The sequence below is a fragment of the Phyllobacterium sp. 21LDTY02-6 genome, from assembly GCF_023554255.2.
Lineage (GTDB): Bacteria > Pseudomonadota > Alphaproteobacteria > Rhizobiales > Rhizobiaceae > Phyllobacterium.
On the sequence record NZ_JAMJWD020000001.1, the window covers coordinates 659,468 to 674,432 of the forward strand.

Annotated in this window: 16 protein-coding genes; 5 read left to right on the forward strand and 11 right to left on the reverse strand. The window is 58.4% G+C overall.

Features of this window, described 5'->3' with window-relative positions:
* Positions 1-11: 11 nt before the first annotated feature.
* The 4 genes from mobB to moaA all read right to left on the reverse strand — a co-directional run bounded on the left by mobB (position 12) and on the right by moaA (position 3,176).
* On the reverse strand, positions 12-527 hold the full coding sequence (gene mobB / locus M8997_RS03135) for a molybdopterin-guanine dinucleotide biosynthesis protein B (RefSeq protein ID WP_250013545.1): 516 nt from the start codon (positions 525-527) through the stop codon (positions 12-14).
* Entirely contained in the window at positions 520-1,155 is a 636-nt protein-coding gene (gene mobA, locus M8997_RS03140; RefSeq protein WP_250013547.1) for a molybdenum cofactor guanylyltransferase MobA, read from the reverse strand. The genes mobB and mobA overlap by 8 nt, the downstream gene beginning before the upstream one ends.
* A 22-nt stretch (positions 1,156-1,177) precedes the next feature.
* Positions 1,178-2,095 carry an EamA family transporter gene (locus M8997_RS03145; protein ID WP_250013548.1) on the reverse strand — a complete coding sequence of 306 codons (918 nt, stop codon included), beginning with the start codon at positions 2,093-2,095 and terminating at the stop codon, positions 1,178-1,180.
* 91 nt (positions 2,096-2,186) lie between these two features.
* Positions 2,187-3,176: a GTP 3',8-cyclase MoaA gene (gene moaA, locus M8997_RS03150; protein ID WP_250014382.1), complete on the reverse strand. Its 990-nt coding sequence runs from the start codon at positions 3,174-3,176 to the stop codon at positions 2,187-2,189.
* Positions 3,177-3,359: 183 nt separating this feature from the next.
* On the opposite strand from moaA, the gene M8997_RS03155 reads away from it, so the two are divergent.
* Positions 3,360-3,731 (forward strand): gamma-butyrobetaine hydroxylase-like domain-containing protein, encoded by a 372-nt coding sequence (locus M8997_RS03155; protein ID WP_250013549.1) that lies wholly within the window; start codon positions 3,360-3,362, stop codon positions 3,729-3,731.
* 37 nt (positions 3,732-3,768) lie between these two features.
* Here M8997_RS03155 and M8997_RS03160 read toward each other — a convergent pair whose 3' ends face one another.
* On the reverse strand, positions 3,769-4,377 hold the full coding sequence (locus M8997_RS03160; RefSeq protein WP_250013553.1) for a L,D-transpeptidase: 609 nt from the start codon (positions 4,375-4,377) through the stop codon (positions 3,769-3,771).
* A gap of 282 nt (positions 4,378-4,659) precedes the next feature.
* On the opposite strand from M8997_RS03160, the gene M8997_RS03165 reads away from it, so the two are divergent.
* The gene (locus M8997_RS03165) at positions 4,660-6,579 is read left to right on the forward strand and encodes a murein L,D-transpeptidase (protein WP_250013555.1); all 1,920 of its coding nucleotides are present in this window, start codon (positions 4,660-4,662) and stop codon (positions 6,577-6,579) included.
* Between the two features lie 18 nt (positions 6,580-6,597).
* Here M8997_RS03165 and M8997_RS03170 read toward each other — a convergent pair whose 3' ends face one another.
* The 6 genes from M8997_RS03170 to M8997_RS03195 all read right to left on the reverse strand — a co-directional run bounded on the left by M8997_RS03170 (position 6,598) and on the right by M8997_RS03195 (position 12,078).
* Positions 6,598-7,329 (reverse strand): proteasome-type protease, encoded by a 732-nt coding sequence (locus M8997_RS03170; RefSeq protein ID WP_250013558.1) that lies wholly within the window; start codon positions 7,327-7,329, stop codon positions 6,598-6,600.
* A gap of 30 nt (positions 7,330-7,359) precedes the next feature.
* Positions 7,360-8,157, reverse strand: coding sequence for a transglutaminase family protein (locus M8997_RS03175; RefSeq protein WP_250013560.1), 798 nt, complete (start codon positions 8,155-8,157; stop codon positions 7,360-7,362).
* Between the two features lie 5 nt (positions 8,158-8,162).
* Entirely contained in the window at positions 8,163-9,104 is a 942-nt protein-coding gene (locus M8997_RS03180) for an alpha-E domain-containing protein (RefSeq protein WP_250013562.1), read from the reverse strand.
* 66 nt (positions 9,105-9,170) lie between these two features.
* Complete coding sequence (locus M8997_RS03185; RefSeq protein ID WP_256473175.1) at positions 9,171-10,565, reverse strand: circularly permuted type 2 ATP-grasp protein; 1,395 nt, start codon at positions 10,563-10,565, stop codon at positions 9,171-9,173.
* Positions 10,566-10,793: 228 nt separating this feature from the next.
* Positions 10,794-11,291 carry a BA14K family protein gene (locus M8997_RS03190; protein WP_250013567.1) on the reverse strand — a complete coding sequence of 166 codons (498 nt, stop codon included), beginning with the start codon at positions 11,289-11,291 and terminating at the stop codon, positions 10,794-10,796.
* A 103-nt stretch (positions 11,292-11,394) separates the two neighbouring features.
* The gene (locus M8997_RS03195; protein ID WP_250013569.1) at positions 11,395-12,078 is read right to left on the reverse strand and encodes an HAD family hydrolase; all 684 of its coding nucleotides are present in this window, start codon (positions 12,076-12,078) and stop codon (positions 11,395-11,397) included.
* Positions 12,079-12,199: 121 nt separating this feature from the next.
* Here M8997_RS03195 and rpiA point away from each other — a divergent pair, with 121 nt between their 5' ends.
* From rpiA to gor, 3 genes are all read left to right on the forward strand, one after another.
* Complete coding sequence (rpiA, locus tag M8997_RS03200) at positions 12,200-12,907, forward strand: ribose-5-phosphate isomerase RpiA (RefSeq protein WP_250013572.1); 708 nt, start codon at positions 12,200-12,202, stop codon at positions 12,905-12,907.
* A 3-nt stretch (positions 12,908-12,910) separates the two neighbouring features.
* Positions 12,911-13,459 (forward strand): DUF2059 domain-containing protein, encoded by a 549-nt coding sequence (locus M8997_RS03205; RefSeq protein WP_250013574.1) that lies wholly within the window; start codon positions 12,911-12,913, stop codon positions 13,457-13,459.
* A 111-nt stretch (positions 13,460-13,570) separates the two neighbouring features.
* On the forward strand, positions 13,571-14,962 hold the full coding sequence (gor, locus tag M8997_RS03210; protein ID WP_250013577.1) for a glutathione-disulfide reductase: 1,392 nt from the start codon (positions 13,571-13,573) through the stop codon (positions 14,960-14,962).
* Positions 14,963-14,965: the final 3 nt, after the last annotated feature.

The window sequence follows — 14,965 nt, forward strand, 5'->3', positions numbered from 1 at the left end:
CAGAACATGTGTCACTGCCGTCGATGCAGGCCCGTCTCGCGTTCGACGAGGTCCGCCAGCCCGCCAATGTCGTTGAGCGAATAGACCGGCAGTCCGGTATCGAGCGGCCTGTGATCGGCCGCGATGGCAACAATGGCCGGATCATTGGCGGCAAGGCTGTCGGTCGATCTCGCTTCGGTCCGCCTTACTTCTATCTTCTTGTGCCGCTCCCTCTTGTAGCCTTCCACCAGGACTATGTCGCAAGGGGCGAGGCGGGCGATCAGTTCAGACAATTGAGGTTTCGCCTCGTCCTGCAGCTCATGCATCAGTGCCCAGCGCCTGTCGGATATGATGGCAACCTCCTTCGCGCCGGCACGCCGGTGGCGGTGGGAGTCGGTGCCTTCATGATCGATGTCGAAATCATGATGAGCATGCTTGACCGTCGAAACGATCCAGCCCCGGCGCACGAGTTCATCGACCAGCCTCTCGGTCAAAGTCGTCTTGCCGGAGTTTTTCCAGCCGGTAATGCCGAATATTCGCTTATCCATGCCTTTCAGACCACTCCTGTTCGGCTCTCCTGAGGTCATCCGGATTGTTCACGTTGAAAAACGGATCCAGCATAGTCTCATTGTCGCCCGACATCTCGAAATTCACGACCTGGTAGGGTTGCGAACCTATCCAATCCATCACGCGACGGTTGCTCGGCTCCGTCAACCACAGTTGCAACGTCTCGCGCTGTGCGGCGGGCCAGATCGAGAAAGTGGGATGAACGCGGCCGCCTGACGCTGCGACGACAATTTGTTCGGGAGCCTGCAAGGCTGCCGCCGAAAGTCGGGCCGCCAGATCGCGCGGGAAAAACGGCGTATCGACGGCAACGGTCAGGATATGGGAGAAAGGGGGTGTCTGCTCATGGGCCCATTTCATTCCCGCAAGAACACCGGCGAGCGGGCCGGGATATCCACCGAGACCGTCCGGTACGATCGGAATTCCAAGGGCTGATAGCGCCTGCCGGTCCATGTTTGCATTGATGATGACGGGTTCTGTCTGGGCGGCGATGCGGCGATAGACGTGCTCCGCCAGAGGCACGCCACCGAGCCGGGCCAAGGCCTTGCTTGCCCCCATCCTGCTTGACCGCCCACCCGCCAATATGACACCCGCAAGACGTATGCTTTGCATCGTTGCTCCCTGGATCGGCAGTTTACGCCACCTCCGGCGACGTGCTTGCCGTGACCGTCGCGGCCGGTTTCAGTCGGCTCGAAACGCGCTCTCGGTAAAGCGTGTAAAGTCCGCTGCCGATGACAATAAGCGAGCCGACCACCATCGGAAGATCAGGTAGATCGCCGAAGATGAGGAAGCCCAGCAATATCGCCCATAACAGGCTCATATAGCGGAAAGGCGCCACGAACGAGATTTCGCCCTCGCGCATGGCGATGATGAGGAACTGATAGGCCGCCATCACGCAGCATGCGGCCAGTGTCAGAAGACCAAGATTTCTCAGCGAGAGAGACGACCAGCCGCCGAGTGGCACGATCATCGCTGCTCCGGCAATACCGACGCCGACCGATGTCAGCGCCGAGATCATGAGAACCGGTATTGCCCTTGGCACTTTGCGCGTCGCAAGATCGCGCAGGGCGGCAAAGATCACCGTTACCACGATCATCAATACGTAAGGGCTGAGGGCCCCGTCGGCAGGCCGGACGATGATCAGGACGCCAGCCAGCCCTATGGTGATCGCGAGCCAGCGGCGCCAGCCGACGGGTTCGCCGAAAAGGAGTGCCGCGCCAAGTGTTACGACAAGCGGCAGCGCCTGCAATATGGCCGAGGCGAGCGGCAATGGGACATGGACCAGGGCGACGAGAAAGGTGACCGTGCCGACGACTTCGCCGATGACGCGCAGAATGGTCATCTTGTGAAGAGCACGTCGCAACGGAATGAGCATGCCACGCTGCCAGGCAACGGCAAGGATGAGGATCGTGGCGATGACGCTGCGGATCAGCATGACCTGACCCATGTTCATTTCCTCGCCGACATATTTCACGGTGGCGTCGTTGAAGGTAAAGCACGCCATGCCTGCAGCCATTGCAAGGCCGCCGCGCACATTTGGAGATAGGGCCACGATTCGTTCCACCGTTTGCGGCGATCCTCCTCCAGAATCGCCTGACCCCGTATATCAAAATTTGGAAGGGAAACGCTATCGATAGCTGGCGTCAGCCGCCGGTGACGCTCATATGCCGCGATACAGCCGGGCGGTTATGGCGCCGGTCTATGATGAAGTCATGGCCCTTGGGCTTGCGGCCAATTGCGCGGTCGATCGCCTCCGACAACAATTCATTGCCTTCGGAAGCACGCAGCGGCGCGCGCAGATCCGCCGCGTCCTCCTGGCCGAGGCACATATAGAGCGTACCGGTGCAGGTGAGCCGAACCCGGTTGCAACTCTCGCAGAAATTATGGGTCATCGGGGTGATGAAGCCGATGCGGCCGCCCGTTTCGGCTACTTTCACATAGCGGGCTGGGCCGCCGGTCTTGTAGGCGATCTCCTCCAGAGAGAACTCGCGTTGCAACTGCGTACGCAAGAGCGAGAGCGGCAGATATTGGTCCGTCCGGTCCAGTTCGATTTCGCCCATGGGCATCGTCTCGATCAGCGTGATATCCATGCCTCGCCCATGGGCCCACCGGATCATCTGCGGAATTTCGAGATCGTTGAAATTCTTGAGGGCAACTGCATTGAGCTTGACCTTGATACCGGCTTCCTGTGCTGCGTCTATTCCAGCCATGACGCGGCTGAAATCGCCCCAGCGGGTGATCGCGCGGAATTTGTCCGGATCGAGCGTGTCCAGGGAAACGTTGATGCGCTTCACGCCGAGATCGGCGAGTTCGGCGGCATAGCGCGACAACTGGGAGCCATTCGTCGTCAGCGTCAGCTCATCGAGCGCGCCGGTCTGCAGATGCCGCGACAACTGGCCGATGAGGTGCATGATGTTTTTTCGCACCAGCGGCTCGCCCCCCGTAAGCCGAAGGCGCCGAACGCCTTTCTCGATGAAGAGGCTGCAAAGCCGATCCAGTTCCTCGAGGGAAAGCAGTTCCTTCCTCGGCAGGAAGGTCATGTTCTCGGACATGCAATAGGTGCAGCGGAAGTCGCAGCGATCCGTGACGGACACCCGCAAATAGTCGATCGTCCGACCGAAGGGGTCTATCATGTTCGAATGCCCATTGGCGCTATCGGATTGAAGCAAGCTGTTCACCATATCCTCCTGTGACACAGATAGGATTTGCGCGGAGCCTTGTCCAGCCTTGTGCCTTGTCGCTTGCGAAGCTTGATGGCAAGGCCTACAGCAGTTCGGCGCCGCGAACCGGCGCGAGACGACGGAAAGGTGCGCCCAATGACCGATGTATGGCCCAAGGAACTTCGTGTCAGCAAGGATCGGAAGCTGCTGATCGTGGAATTCGACAATGGCGAAAAACATGAATTGCCGGCCGAATATCTCCGCGTCGCTTCGCCTTCAGCGGAAGTGCAGGGACATTCGCCAGAGCAGCGTGTCACGGTTCCCGGCAAGATAGATGTTGCCATCGCCAAGCTGGAACCCATCGGCAATTATGCGGTGCGGATCACCTTCGACGACATGCATGACACCGGCCTGTTCAGTTGGGCTTATCTGATGGAACTCGGGCGCAACAAGGAGCAGCGCTGGCAATCCTATCTGGACGAGCTATCGGAAAAAGGCCTGAGCCGCGAGCCTCGCCGCTCCCGCTGAGCCCGAAACTGGATATTCGAGGGCGAGGCCGCGACATTCAGCGTGTTACGACTACCCTCGTGCCGACCGCGACATTGTCATAGAGATGCCTGACATCGTCGTTGGCCATGCGAATGCAGCCCGACGACATGGCCCTGCCGATGGTCCATGGCTGGTTCGTTCCATGGATCCTGTAGAGCGTCGAGCCGATATACATGGCTCTTGCGCCCAGGGGATTGTCCGGTCCACCCGGCATATAGGCGGGCAGAATACGCCCCTTGGCCGCTTCCCGGGCCCGCATTCGCGCCGGTGGCGTCCAACCCGGCCATTCGGCCTTGCGCGATATCCTGTTGCTGCCGCTCCATGTGAAGCCTTCCTTGCCGACGCCGATGCCATAGGCGATAGCGCGGCCGGGAGAGGTGACGTGGTATAGCCGTCTTTCTCCGGTCCTGATGACGATCGTCCCGGGCTGGTATTTTTCCGATATCGACACACGCTTGCGTGGAATCGGTGAATAATCCGAGCGATATTTGAGAGTTTGTCCCGGTTGTCTGCCTGCCAGAAATATCTTCTTGACCATGCGATCTTGAGATATCGCAGCAGCCTGCAAGCAACCCAGACAAAAAACGACACACGTCAGAAAGAAAATCCGTAAAATTTGAACCATCTGTCTCCCCCAAGGCGGATGCAACGAATCCACTCTACTGTGGCATTATTGCACGTTCGCGAAAAGAACAGGGGTGATCAACTCGTTGTGTAGTGAATCGAAATGAAATGACTGTTGAATCACGTTACGTTTGCCGCTCGGGCCGGTGAAAATCATCTGGGGGAAACGTCGGAGCGTGGGGGCATTGTTAAAACAATCTAAACAGGATGTGCTGAAACTGGAGCGACACAGATTCGATGGCCCGCGCACGATCGCGGGCGAGATTCCAGTTGGACGGGCATCATGAACACCAGACTATCCAAACGAGCCGTTTTCATCGCCGCGCTCATGTCGGCCACGGCATTTTCCGCGCAGCCCAGCCTTGCGGCCAGCAATCTGATGGAGCTGTTGTTCCCGTCGCGCCGGATCGAAGCCCAGCCCGTCATGCCCGCCGATCCGCCAAGCAAGCGCACGGCGGCGCCAGCCCGAAGCCAGCCGGTGCGGGCACCGATCAAGCGCGTCACGGTCACCGCTCCCACGAATTATGACTATAAGCCGGAAACGCTTGTTGCCGTCGATTTCAGCAAGGTGGATCCGCAGCTCACTGCATCGGCACATCCTGTCTCCATGGCGCCGACTATGGAGGCTGACAGGTTCGGTCTCAAGATCGATCACCTGAAGGAAGCACAGGTGCAAGCCGAAAAACGGGTCGCGGACGCCTTGTTGTCGTTCTATGCAACAAACCAGAAGCCGATATGGACCAGTTCATATGATGTCACGCCTCAGGCCAAGGCCGTTGTCGCCCAACTGGCGAGAGCGGGTGAAGCCGGCCTTGATCCGCTGGATTATTCGGTGAAACTGCCCGGCGATGCGTATGACAGATCCGATATCCCCGGTCGGCTCAAGTTGCTGGCGGAGTTTGAGCTGCAATTGTCGGCTCGCGCGCTCAGATACGCCCTTGATCAGAGCGAGGGGAGAATCAATCCGAACCGTCTGAGCGGCTTCCACGATCTGGCGACGGAAAAGGTTGAACCACGCGCAATTCTGGAACAGCTTGCCGAGGCGAAGGATCCGACTGCCGTTCTCGCCAGTTTCGAGCCCAGGAACAAGTGGTATGCCGAGTTGAAGCAGCGTCTGCACGAGATTGCAGACACCGGTCAACCAAGCGTGACCATTGCACCCGGCACTTTGATCCGGCCCGGTCAAAGCAGCCCCGAACTGCCGAAACTTATGGCGCTCTTGCGAGAAAAGGCACCAAAAGCCTATCTGGAACAGCATGATCTGGTGCTGCAGCAGCATCAATCGAGCGAGATCTACGATGAAAGCCTGGTCCAGGCCATCAAGGATTATCAGCTGTCGCAGGGTCGGCGCGCCGATGGAATCATCGGTAGCGCCACGATCAAGGCACTGGTTGGCGAATCCAGCCAATCCAAGCGCGACCGCATTCTGTACTCGATGGAGCGGCTCCGGTGGATGCCGCATGAATTCGGCGAGCGCTATGTCTTCATCAACCAGCCAGCCTATCGCGCCCAGTATTTCAGCGGCGGTACAGAGAAACTGGCGATGAATGTCGTGATCGGGTCGCCGAGAAATCAGACCTATTTCTTCAATGACACGATCGAGACGGTGGTTTTCAATCCATCCTGGGGCGTCCCGCGCTCCATCATCCTCAACGAGATGATGCCGAAAATCCTGAGCAATCCGTCCTATCTCGAACGAAGCGGATACGAAGTCTATGATCGTACGGGCCGCGTTGTGCCGTCGAGTTCGGTGAATTGGTCGAAGGTGGCTGCCAGCGGTGGCGGCGTCGGCATCCGGCAGAAGCCAAGTCTCGACAATGCGCTGGGCGAGTTGAAGATTCTCTTCCCCAACAGCCATGATATCTACATGCACGACACGCCGGCGAAATCATACTTCAAACGGGACATGCGCGCCCTCAGCCATGGCTGCATCAGGCTCGAAAATCCACGGGGGATGGCGGCGGCCGTGCTGGAACTGTCAGTCGACGAGTTGAAGCCCTATTTCGGCAAGAACGAGCGCAATGTGAAGGTCAAGTCGCAGTTGCCGGTCTACGTCTCCTACTTCACGGCATGGCCGGATGCCGCGACGGGCGAAATCAACTATTACGACGATGTCTATGAGCGGGACGCCTATCTGCAAAAGGCCATCGCCAAGACCACCGCGCTTCGGCAGGCAGACATGTTGCAGACCGCCAACCTCTAGGTTTCCAGGAATGCCCTGTTACTTGATCTGAAACGGCGGCAGGCTCTGAAATGCGAGTTTCAGCGCCTGCGACCAGCCCTCGGAGATGATCTCGTAATAGGGGTCGTTCCGCTCGATGCGTTTTTCGAATCCGACCCTGAAACTGTCCGTTTCGTAAAATTGCAGGTCGAGCGGCAAGCCCACCGAGAGGTTGGATTTCAGCGTCGAATCGAACGATACGAGCAACAGTTTCGCTGCTTCTTCGAAGGTGAGGGCGGGATCATAGGATCGCACGATGATCGGCTTGCCATATTTATGCTCGCCGATCTGGAAGAACGGCGTATCCGGAGTGGCTTCGATGAAGTTGCCCTCGGGATAGATCAGGAAGAGGCGCGGGTCTCCGCCCTTGATCTGTCCGCCGAGAATAATGGAAGCCCCGAAGGAGTCGGCGCGTTGTCCCTCGGTATCGACTTCGTGGATCACGTCGCGGATCGTGTCGCCGATCAGGCGCGCGGTCTGGAACATCGAAGGCATGTCGTAAATGGATGGTGAACGCTCGGAGGGCGCCTTGGTCCTCTCGTTCAATATGCTGATGACAGCCTGCGTCGTGGCCAGATTTCCAGCGGAAAGAAGGGTGATTACACGGTCACCGGCCTTGGCCCAGGTATACATTTTCTTGAACGTCGAAATATTGTCGACACCAGCGTTGGTCCTGGTATCGGACATAAACACCAGACCTCGGTCCAGTTTCAGTCCTATGCAATAGGTCATAACGAATCCCGTATTCGATCATCCGAGCGATTACTGCTCTACATTGACCTCGACGGCAAGTGATTCAATGGCGGGTCCGAAGCGGACACCGGATACCGGTGCGGCGTCGCGGTAATCAAGGCCGCAGGCCAGGCGGATATAGGTTTCGTTCGGGCAGATATTGTTCGCGGCATCGAATCCCACCCAGCCGAGGCCGTCGATATGGGCTTCGGCCCAGGCATGGCTCGCCGTCTGTTCGATCGTATCCAGCATCATCAGATAGCCGGATACATAGCGGGCAGGGATCCCGAGGAGCCGCGCCGAAGCGAGGAAGGCGTGGGTGTGGTCCTGGCAGACGCCCTGGCCACTAACCAGCGCCTCTTCACCGGTGGTGTTGACATTGGTCGAGCCGGGCACATAGGCGATGCGCTGGTTTATGGTTTCCATCAGGCGATGCAATATTGACAGCCGATCGCTGTCCTTCGGCATGGTCGCTGCCAGTTCCCGCAACGCTTCACCAGGTTCCGTCAGCGGCGTTTCGCGCTCGTAAAGCCAGGTCGGCATGAAATTATAGACCTTGCCAAGCACACCGGCATGATCTTCCGTTTCCACCTTTCCTTCGGCCCGGATAGTGAGTTGCTGCGCGCCGCGGTCGATATTGATCAGTTGGGTGCGATTGCCATAGCCATCCCGATAATTTGCTTCCTCTGTGGCGCCTTCCAGCGTCACGCTCCATTCCAGCACCTTTTGCCCGGGCGAATTATGCGGATAAAGCCGCAACCGCTGGATCGCGTAATGCACGGGCGTATCATAGCGGTAGTGCGAATTATGCTGGATTGTAAGAAGCATGGTCCTCAATCGAAATTGTAGGCTCGGGCAATTTCATTGCTCAAGCTGGTTGTCTCGCAGATTATGTCGCTCAGAAACTCGTGCAGGCCATTGTCGAATATGTGACGGATCTCGTTGTTTTCCAGCCGCGTCATGATCGCTTCCGACATGGTGTGGCATTCGTGCCTTGCGCCGTAGTCGATCGCGAGATGTTGGAGATTGTCGACGATATTCGAATAGCAGAAATTCAATGAACGCGGCATGCGGGAATTGAGTATCAGATAATCCGCTATGTTCACTGGGTTGTATTCGACATCGTAGACCCACCGATACGAGCGATGGGCCGAGACGGAGCGCAGAATCGATTCCCACTGAAAATTGTCCAGCGTCGTGCCGACATAGGAAATCGACGGCAGAAGGACGTAATATTTCACGTCGAGGATGCGGGCGGTGCTGTCCGCACGTTCCACGAATGTGCCGAGCCTGGCAAAGTTGAAAATCTCGTTGCGCAACATGGTGCCGTGAAACGCACCGCGGATGATCGCGGTTTCACGCTTGATCTGGTCGAGAACCCGCGGCAGGTCGGTTTCGGCGATCGCCGAGGCGAGGGTGGCCTTGAGTACCATCCAAGTCTCGTTGACGCTCTCCCAGGCCTCCCGCGTCAGTGCCGTGCGCACCATGCGGGCATTGGATCTGGCTGTTTCGATGCAGGAGATCACGCTGGAGGGATTGCCGGTATCGCGCAGCAGGTAGTCCGATACGAGGCTTGCATTATACTCGTTGTACTTCGCATCGTAGCCGATTTTGACGCCTGCGCTCATGAGTACCGAGGACCATTCTTCGGGAGCGTCGGATGTCTTGGTCAGCGCCATTCTCAATCCGGCATCGATGAGCCGCGCCATATTTTCGGCCCGCTCGATGTAGCGGAACATCCAGTAGAGACCATTCGCAGTACGCCCAAGCAACATATTCTATGAGTATCCCTCTACAGCGTTCGGCCTTGGCCCGGCCCTTTGTCACGTTCGTTCACATCGCTAGTCGTCCAGGACCCACGTATCCTTGGTACCGCCGCCCTGGCTGGAATTGACCACCAGGGAGCCCTCTTTCAGGGCTACCCGCGTCAAGCCGCCGGGGGTGATGCGGATGCGATCGGAGACGAGCACGAAAGGCCTCAGATCGACATGCCTTGGCGCAAGTCCCTTTTCTGTCATGATCGGCGTCGTCGATAGAGCCAGCGTCGGCTGGGCTATGTAGTTCTTTGGATTTGCCTTGAGCTTGAGCGCGAAGGCTTCGCACTCCTTCTTCGATGCTGCAGGCCCGACCAGCATTCCATATCCGCCCGAGCCATGTACCTCCTTCACGACCAGGCTCGAGAGATTCTCAAGCACATATTTCAGCGTGTCAGGTTCCGAACAGCGATGTGTCGGGACGTTTTCAAGTATCGCCTTGCGCCCCGTATAAAACTCGACGATCTCGGGCATGTAGGAATAGAGCGCCTTGTCGTCGGCGATGCCAGTGCCTGGTGCATTGGCAATGGTGATGTTGCCGGAACGATAGACATCCATGATACCGGGAACGCCGAGGGCGGAATCCGGGCGGAAAGTCAGCGGGTCGAGGAATGCGTCATCCACCCGCCTGTAGAGAACGTCGATGGCACGGTTGCCCTCCGTCGTCCGCATGACGACTTTGCCATTCTCGACGCGAAGGTCGCCGCCTTCGACGAGTTCGACACCCATCTGATCGGCCAGGAACGCATGTTCGAAATAGGCCGAATTATAGATGCCCGGGGTCAATACCGCGATCGTCGGGGTTCCCTTGCAGCCCGGTGGCGCTACTGCGGCGAGCGACTGGCGCAACTGCTTCGGATAGGTTTCGACGGGACGGACCTTGATCTGCTGAAACAGCTCCGGAAAGAGCTGCATCATCGTTTCGCGGTTCTCCAGCATATAGGAAACACCGGAGGGCGTCCGGGCATTATCTTCCAGAACATAGAACTGATTTTCTTCGGTTCGGACGATATCGACGCCTATAATGTGGGTATAGACGTTGCCGGGAGGGCGAAAGCCGACCATTTCTGGCAGATAGGCATCATTGTGCATGAAAAGTTCGCGCGGGATACGCCCGGCGCGAATGATCTCCTGGCGGTGATATATGTCGTCGAGGAATGCGTTGAGCGCCATGACACGCTGTTCGATGCCCTGCGAGAGGCGGCGCCATTCGTTTCCGGTGATGATGCGCGGAATGATATCGAAGGGTATCAAGCGCTCGGCGGCTTCCTCGTCGCCATACACGGCAAAGGTGATCCCGGTTTTCCGGAAGACGTTCTCGGCGTCGATCGCCTTCTGGGCCAGGCGGCCCGAATTTTGCGTGTCGAGCCAATTCTTCAATTGTTGGTAAGGCGGACGAACAAGGCCGCCGGACTGAATCATTTCATCAAATGGCTTCACTCAAATCCCCCTTTATCGGGTTTATTCAAGCGCGTTCGGCAGAAAAAGCAAGCATATTCCAACGCGTCGCGATTATGGCGCGTGCAATGCCTAAAAATTGGGCGACAAGCGTGACGCTGGGGCAGCAAAGCCAACTGTTTCAGCGAGATATACGGGAGCTGAGCGGTGGAAGGGCCCGACAGTCAGGCGGGCCCCAAATCGTTCACCTGCTCAATAGGGCGAGACACACTGCCTGCGTGGGCCATTATAGGGCTGGTAAGTGTTGTCATAGGCCCGATACGAGCGGTAGCGGTTATAGCACCATTGCGTATGGGAACGTGCGCCGCGGTAAACCGGGCGGTTTATGGTGCTGCCGATTACGACGCCCGTGCCGAAGGCTGCGAGCGGGAACCATGCACCATCATAATATCTGTAGCCCGGACGGTGGTAACGGTATCCGCGGTAGCCGCCATAACGGTGGCCGCGCCAATGCCGATTGCGATGCCAGCGCCGCTCGCCGCGCCAATGACGGCCACCGCGCCAGTGCCGATCGCCCCTCCAGCCCCGGTCGCCTCGCCAGTGCCGGCGGTGCTGCACATTGAGGAGCGGCGTGTTCCCCGTCTCGATGGCAGGTGGCGTGATCGGCGCCGCATAGACCGGCAGTGCACCGGTCGAAAACGTGCCAAACGTCATGACTGCCGCCGCAATGAATGATGTAAGCTTTTTCATGGGTCCTCCGGTTTCCCGAGGTCTGGGCCTCGTTCCATGCCGGTGGATCAGTGATGCCGGCATTGTCCGATGCCTTCAACGCGCCAGGGTCGTGTTGGTTCCGTCAGGCGTTGACAGCCGCCAGGAGGCTGTTGGCCATTTCCACCTTGAGCTCGCGGAAATGCGAAATGATGCGGCTCGGGCCATAGGCTGAAACATGCTGGTCGGAGTAACCGAAATCAACGGCAATGACCGGAATTCCAGCCGCCTTGGCCGTTTCGATATCCGTTCGGCTATCGCCCACCATCACGGCGCGGGCGCTGTCGCCATTCGCCTTGCTGATCGTTTCGAACAGATGCCGCGGATCCGGTTTGCGGAAGGCGAAGCTATCGCCGCCGCAAATGGCGCCGAAGCGGTCGGCCTGCTTCAGGCCGCGGAGCAGCTTCGTCGCCAGGCCCTCGAACTTGTTCGTGCAGACGGCGAGAGCGTAACCGGCGGCAGCGAGTTCGTCCATCGCCTCGGCGGCGCCCTCGTAGAGGGCCGAATGCCCAGGCATGTTGGCGCCATAGTGGTCGATGAAGATCGAGACGAGCCAATCGAGCTGTTCAGGGCTCAGGAGCTTCTGCTGTGCCTCGAATGCCCGTTCGATCATGACCCGTCCGCCATGGCCGACATATTGGCGCAGCGCGACCGGATCGACCTTTTGCAGCCCTGCTTCGGCCAGGCAATGGTTGAGGCTGTCGAGAAGATCGGGAGCCGTATCGACAAGCGTCCCATCGAGATCGAAAACAATGATCGGTTTAGACATTCTGATCCTGCAAATTCGGAGGGAAATGGTAGATCTGCAATCGATCTTGAGCTTGACCCAATTGTCTGACGTGCTAGGGAGCCCGGTGTCAAGTCAAAGCTGGAACGGGAGGGCGAGACCAATGGACGCGAGGGCGCTGAAGATCGAAGCCGCCGTGACGGCGCTCGCCTATGTTCAGGACGGCATGCGGCTTGGGATAGGCACGGGATCGACCGCCGAGGAATTCGTGCGGGTACTGGCGGACAAGGTGCGCGACGGGATGAGCGTGATCGGCGTGCCCACCTCCGAGAGGACGGCCGCTTTGTGCAGGGAACTCGGAGTGCCGCTGACGACGCTCGAGGAAACCCCGGCACTCGATCTGACTATAGATGGCGCCGACGAGGTCGATCCCGAACTGTCGCTGATCAAAGGCGGTGGCGGTGCTCTTCTTCGCGAGAAGATCGTGGCGGCGGCGTCCGAACGCATGATCGTCATCGCGGATGCCTCCAAGCGCGTCGACGTGTTGGGAGCGTTTCCCCTGCCGATCGAAGTCAATCGTTTCGGCCTTTCCGCCACCCGGCGCGCCATCGAAAGCGCTGCGAGCAATCTCGAATTGTCCGGTCCGATCACATTGAGGATGACGGGCGATCAACCATTTGTTACAGACGGTGGGCATTTGATCCTGGATGCATCTTTTGGCCGCATTCCGGATACAAGAGCTTTATCGAGAGCTCTGCACGCCATACCCGGCGTCGTGGAGCATGGGCTATTTCTGGATCTGGCGCGCATAGCCATATTGGCCGGTGCTGACGGTATCCAGACACTGACAACGAAGAAAACGGAGCGATAATTCATGACCCGAGCAACTGGCCTTCGCCGCTTGATTGCACCTTTGTCCATCGCAATCATGCTGGGCGGCGGATTGTCTGCCTATGCGCAAGACGTCACGCCATCTCACCTGGCTGCTGCACGTGCCGCCGTTACCGCCATCCGCACGACCGACCAGTTCGATGCAATATTGCCCCAGGTGGCGCAGCAGCTGAAAGCCGAGCTTATCCAGAAGGATCCCAATCTGGAATCCATAATCAGTTCCACCGTTGACGAGCAGGCGCTGGCCTTGGCCGCGCGCCGCGGCGACCTGGAGAACGAGGCTGCACGCGCCTACGCCGTATCGTTCACTGAAGAAGAGCTCAACGCGATCACCGGCTTCTACACATCGCCTGCCGGCAAGAAGCTTCTTTCGGAAGGCCCGATCGTGACGCGCGAAGTGCTCAAGGCAGCTGGCATCTGGGAGCGCGGCATTGCACGCGACCTGGCGCAGGCTGTCGCCGAGAAGGTCGTTGCCGCTGCTGCCGCGACCGCTCCCGCCGCGCCGGAAGCCCCGGCAGCGCCAAAACCCTGATCTGCTGAAATTAATGGTTTAGAGAAGGCCCGGTGAAAGCCGGGCCTTCTCTTTTAAATTCGACCGTTAAGCCTCATATATTGGCTCTGCGCAGATTCGGAGTGTCTTCACATGGCAAGTTATGACTACGACCTTTTCGTCATCGGGGGAGGGTCGGGCGGTGTTCGCGCCGGTCGCCTGGCTGGGGCCATGGGCAAGCGCGTCGGGCTAGCCGAAGAGTACCGGATGGGCGGAACATGCGTCATCCGCGGCTGCGTCCCCAAAAAGCTGTTTGTCTATGCTTCACAGTTTCCCGAACATTTCGAGGCCGCGAAGGGCTTCGGATGGAGCGTCGGCGAAACGAAGTTCGATTGGCCGACGCTGGTTGCGAACAAGGACAAGGAGATCGCCCGGCTGGAAGGCCTTTACCGGCAGGGACTCGACAACGCCCAGGTAGAGATCTTCGACAGCCGGGCCAGACTGGTCGATGACCACACGATCGAGATATTGAACTCGGGACAAAGGATCACCAGCGACCAGATACTGATCGCTGTAGGTGGCCACCCCAATCCGCATGTCGCCTTGCCTGGCCATGAATTGTGCATCAGTTCCAATGAGGCATTTCATCTGAAGGAACTGCCGAAGGCGATCGTCATCGCGGGCGGCGGCTATATAGCAGTCGAATTTGCCAATATTTTCCACGGGCTTGGGGTCGATGTGACACTGGTCTACCGTGGCAAGGAGATATTGTCGCGTTTCGACCATGACCTGCGCCAATTGCTGCACGAGGCAATGACGGCGAAGGGGATCAAGATCCGTTGCGGCGAGATATTCAAGGAAGTGAAGCGCGACGATTCCGGCCGGCTGCAGGTGGCCTTGCTGTCGGGCGGGACCATGGTCGCCGATCAGGTGATGGTGGCATTGGGCCGCGTGCCGAACACGCAATCGCTGGGGCTCGAGCATGCGCTGGTGAAAACCGACGAACTCGGAGCTGTCGTCGTCGATGAATATTCGCGCACCAATGTCGCCAATATCTGGGCCGTCGGCGATGTCACGAACCGCGTGCAGCTCACGCCTGTCGCCATTCATGAGGCCATGTGTTTCCTCGAAACCGCTTTCAAGGGTAATCCGACGAAGCCGGACCACCGGACGATTGCCACGGCGGTATTCTCGCAACCTGAGATAGGCACCGTGGGCCTTTCGGAGGAAGAGGCAGCCAAGGAATTCGATAATGTCGAAATCTACAGGGCGCTGTTCCGGCCGATGCGCAATACGCTCTCGGGCGCGAAAGAACGCATGCTGACCAAGCTCGTCGTCGATGGTGCGAGCCGCAAGGTGCTCGGCGCGCATATTCTGGGGCCGGATGCGGGCGAAATGGCGCAATTGCTCGCCATTCCGATCAAGGCGGGCTGCACAAAGGATGATTTCGACAGGACGATGGCAGTGCATCCGACTGCCGCGGAAGAACTGGTGACGATGTACAATCCGACCTATCGCATCGTCAAAGGCGAGCGCGTGGGGTGAATT

Coding starts and splice junctions, on each gene's coding strand:
- mobB (WP_250013545.1), bottom strand. CDS start 527: ATGGATAAGCGAATATTCGGCATTACCGGCTGGAAAAACTCCGGCAAG.
- mobA (WP_250013547.1), bottom strand. CDS start 1,155: ATGCAAAGCATACGTCTTGCGGGTGTCATATTGGCGGGTGGGCGGTCA.
- moaA (WP_250014382.1), bottom strand. CDS start 3,176: ATGATAGACCCCTTCGGTCGGACGATCGACTATTTGCGGGTGTCCGTC.
- M8997_RS03155 (WP_250013549.1), top strand. CDS start 3,360: ATGACCGATGTATGGCCCAAGGAACTTCGTGTCAGCAAGGATCGGAAG.
- M8997_RS03160 (WP_250013553.1), bottom strand. CDS start 4,377: ATGGTTCAAATTTTACGGATTTTCTTTCTGACGTGTGTCGTTTTTTGT.
- M8997_RS03165 (WP_250013555.1), top strand. CDS start 4,660: ATGAACACCAGACTATCCAAACGAGCCGTTTTCATCGCCGCGCTCATG.
- M8997_RS03170 (WP_250013558.1), bottom strand. CDS start 7,329: ATGACCTATTGCATAGGACTGAAACTGGACCGAGGTCTGGTGTTTATG.
- M8997_RS03175 (WP_250013560.1), bottom strand. CDS start 8,157: ATGCTTCTTACAATCCAGCATAATTCGCACTACCGCTATGATACGCCC.
- M8997_RS03180 (WP_250013562.1), bottom strand. CDS start 9,104: ATGTTGCTTGGGCGTACTGCGAATGGTCTCTACTGGATGTTCCGCTAC.
- M8997_RS03185 (WP_256473175.1), bottom strand. CDS start 10,565: ATGATTCAGTCCGGCGGCCTTGTTCGTCCGCCTTACCAACAATTGAAG.
- M8997_RS03190 (WP_250013567.1), bottom strand. CDS start 11,291: ATGAAAAAGCTTACATCATTCATTGCGGCGGCAGTCATGACGTTTGGC.
- M8997_RS03195 (WP_250013569.1), bottom strand. CDS start 12,078: ATGTCTAAACCGATCATTGTTTTCGATCTCGATGGGACGCTTGTCGAT.
- rpiA (WP_250013572.1), top strand. CDS start 12,200: ATGGACGCGAGGGCGCTGAAGATCGAAGCCGCCGTGACGGCGCTCGCC.
- M8997_RS03205 (WP_250013574.1), top strand. CDS start 12,911: ATGACCCGAGCAACTGGCCTTCGCCGCTTGATTGCACCTTTGTCCATC.
- gor (WP_250013577.1), top strand. CDS start 13,571: ATGGCAAGTTATGACTACGACCTTTTCGTCATCGGGGGAGGGTCGGGC.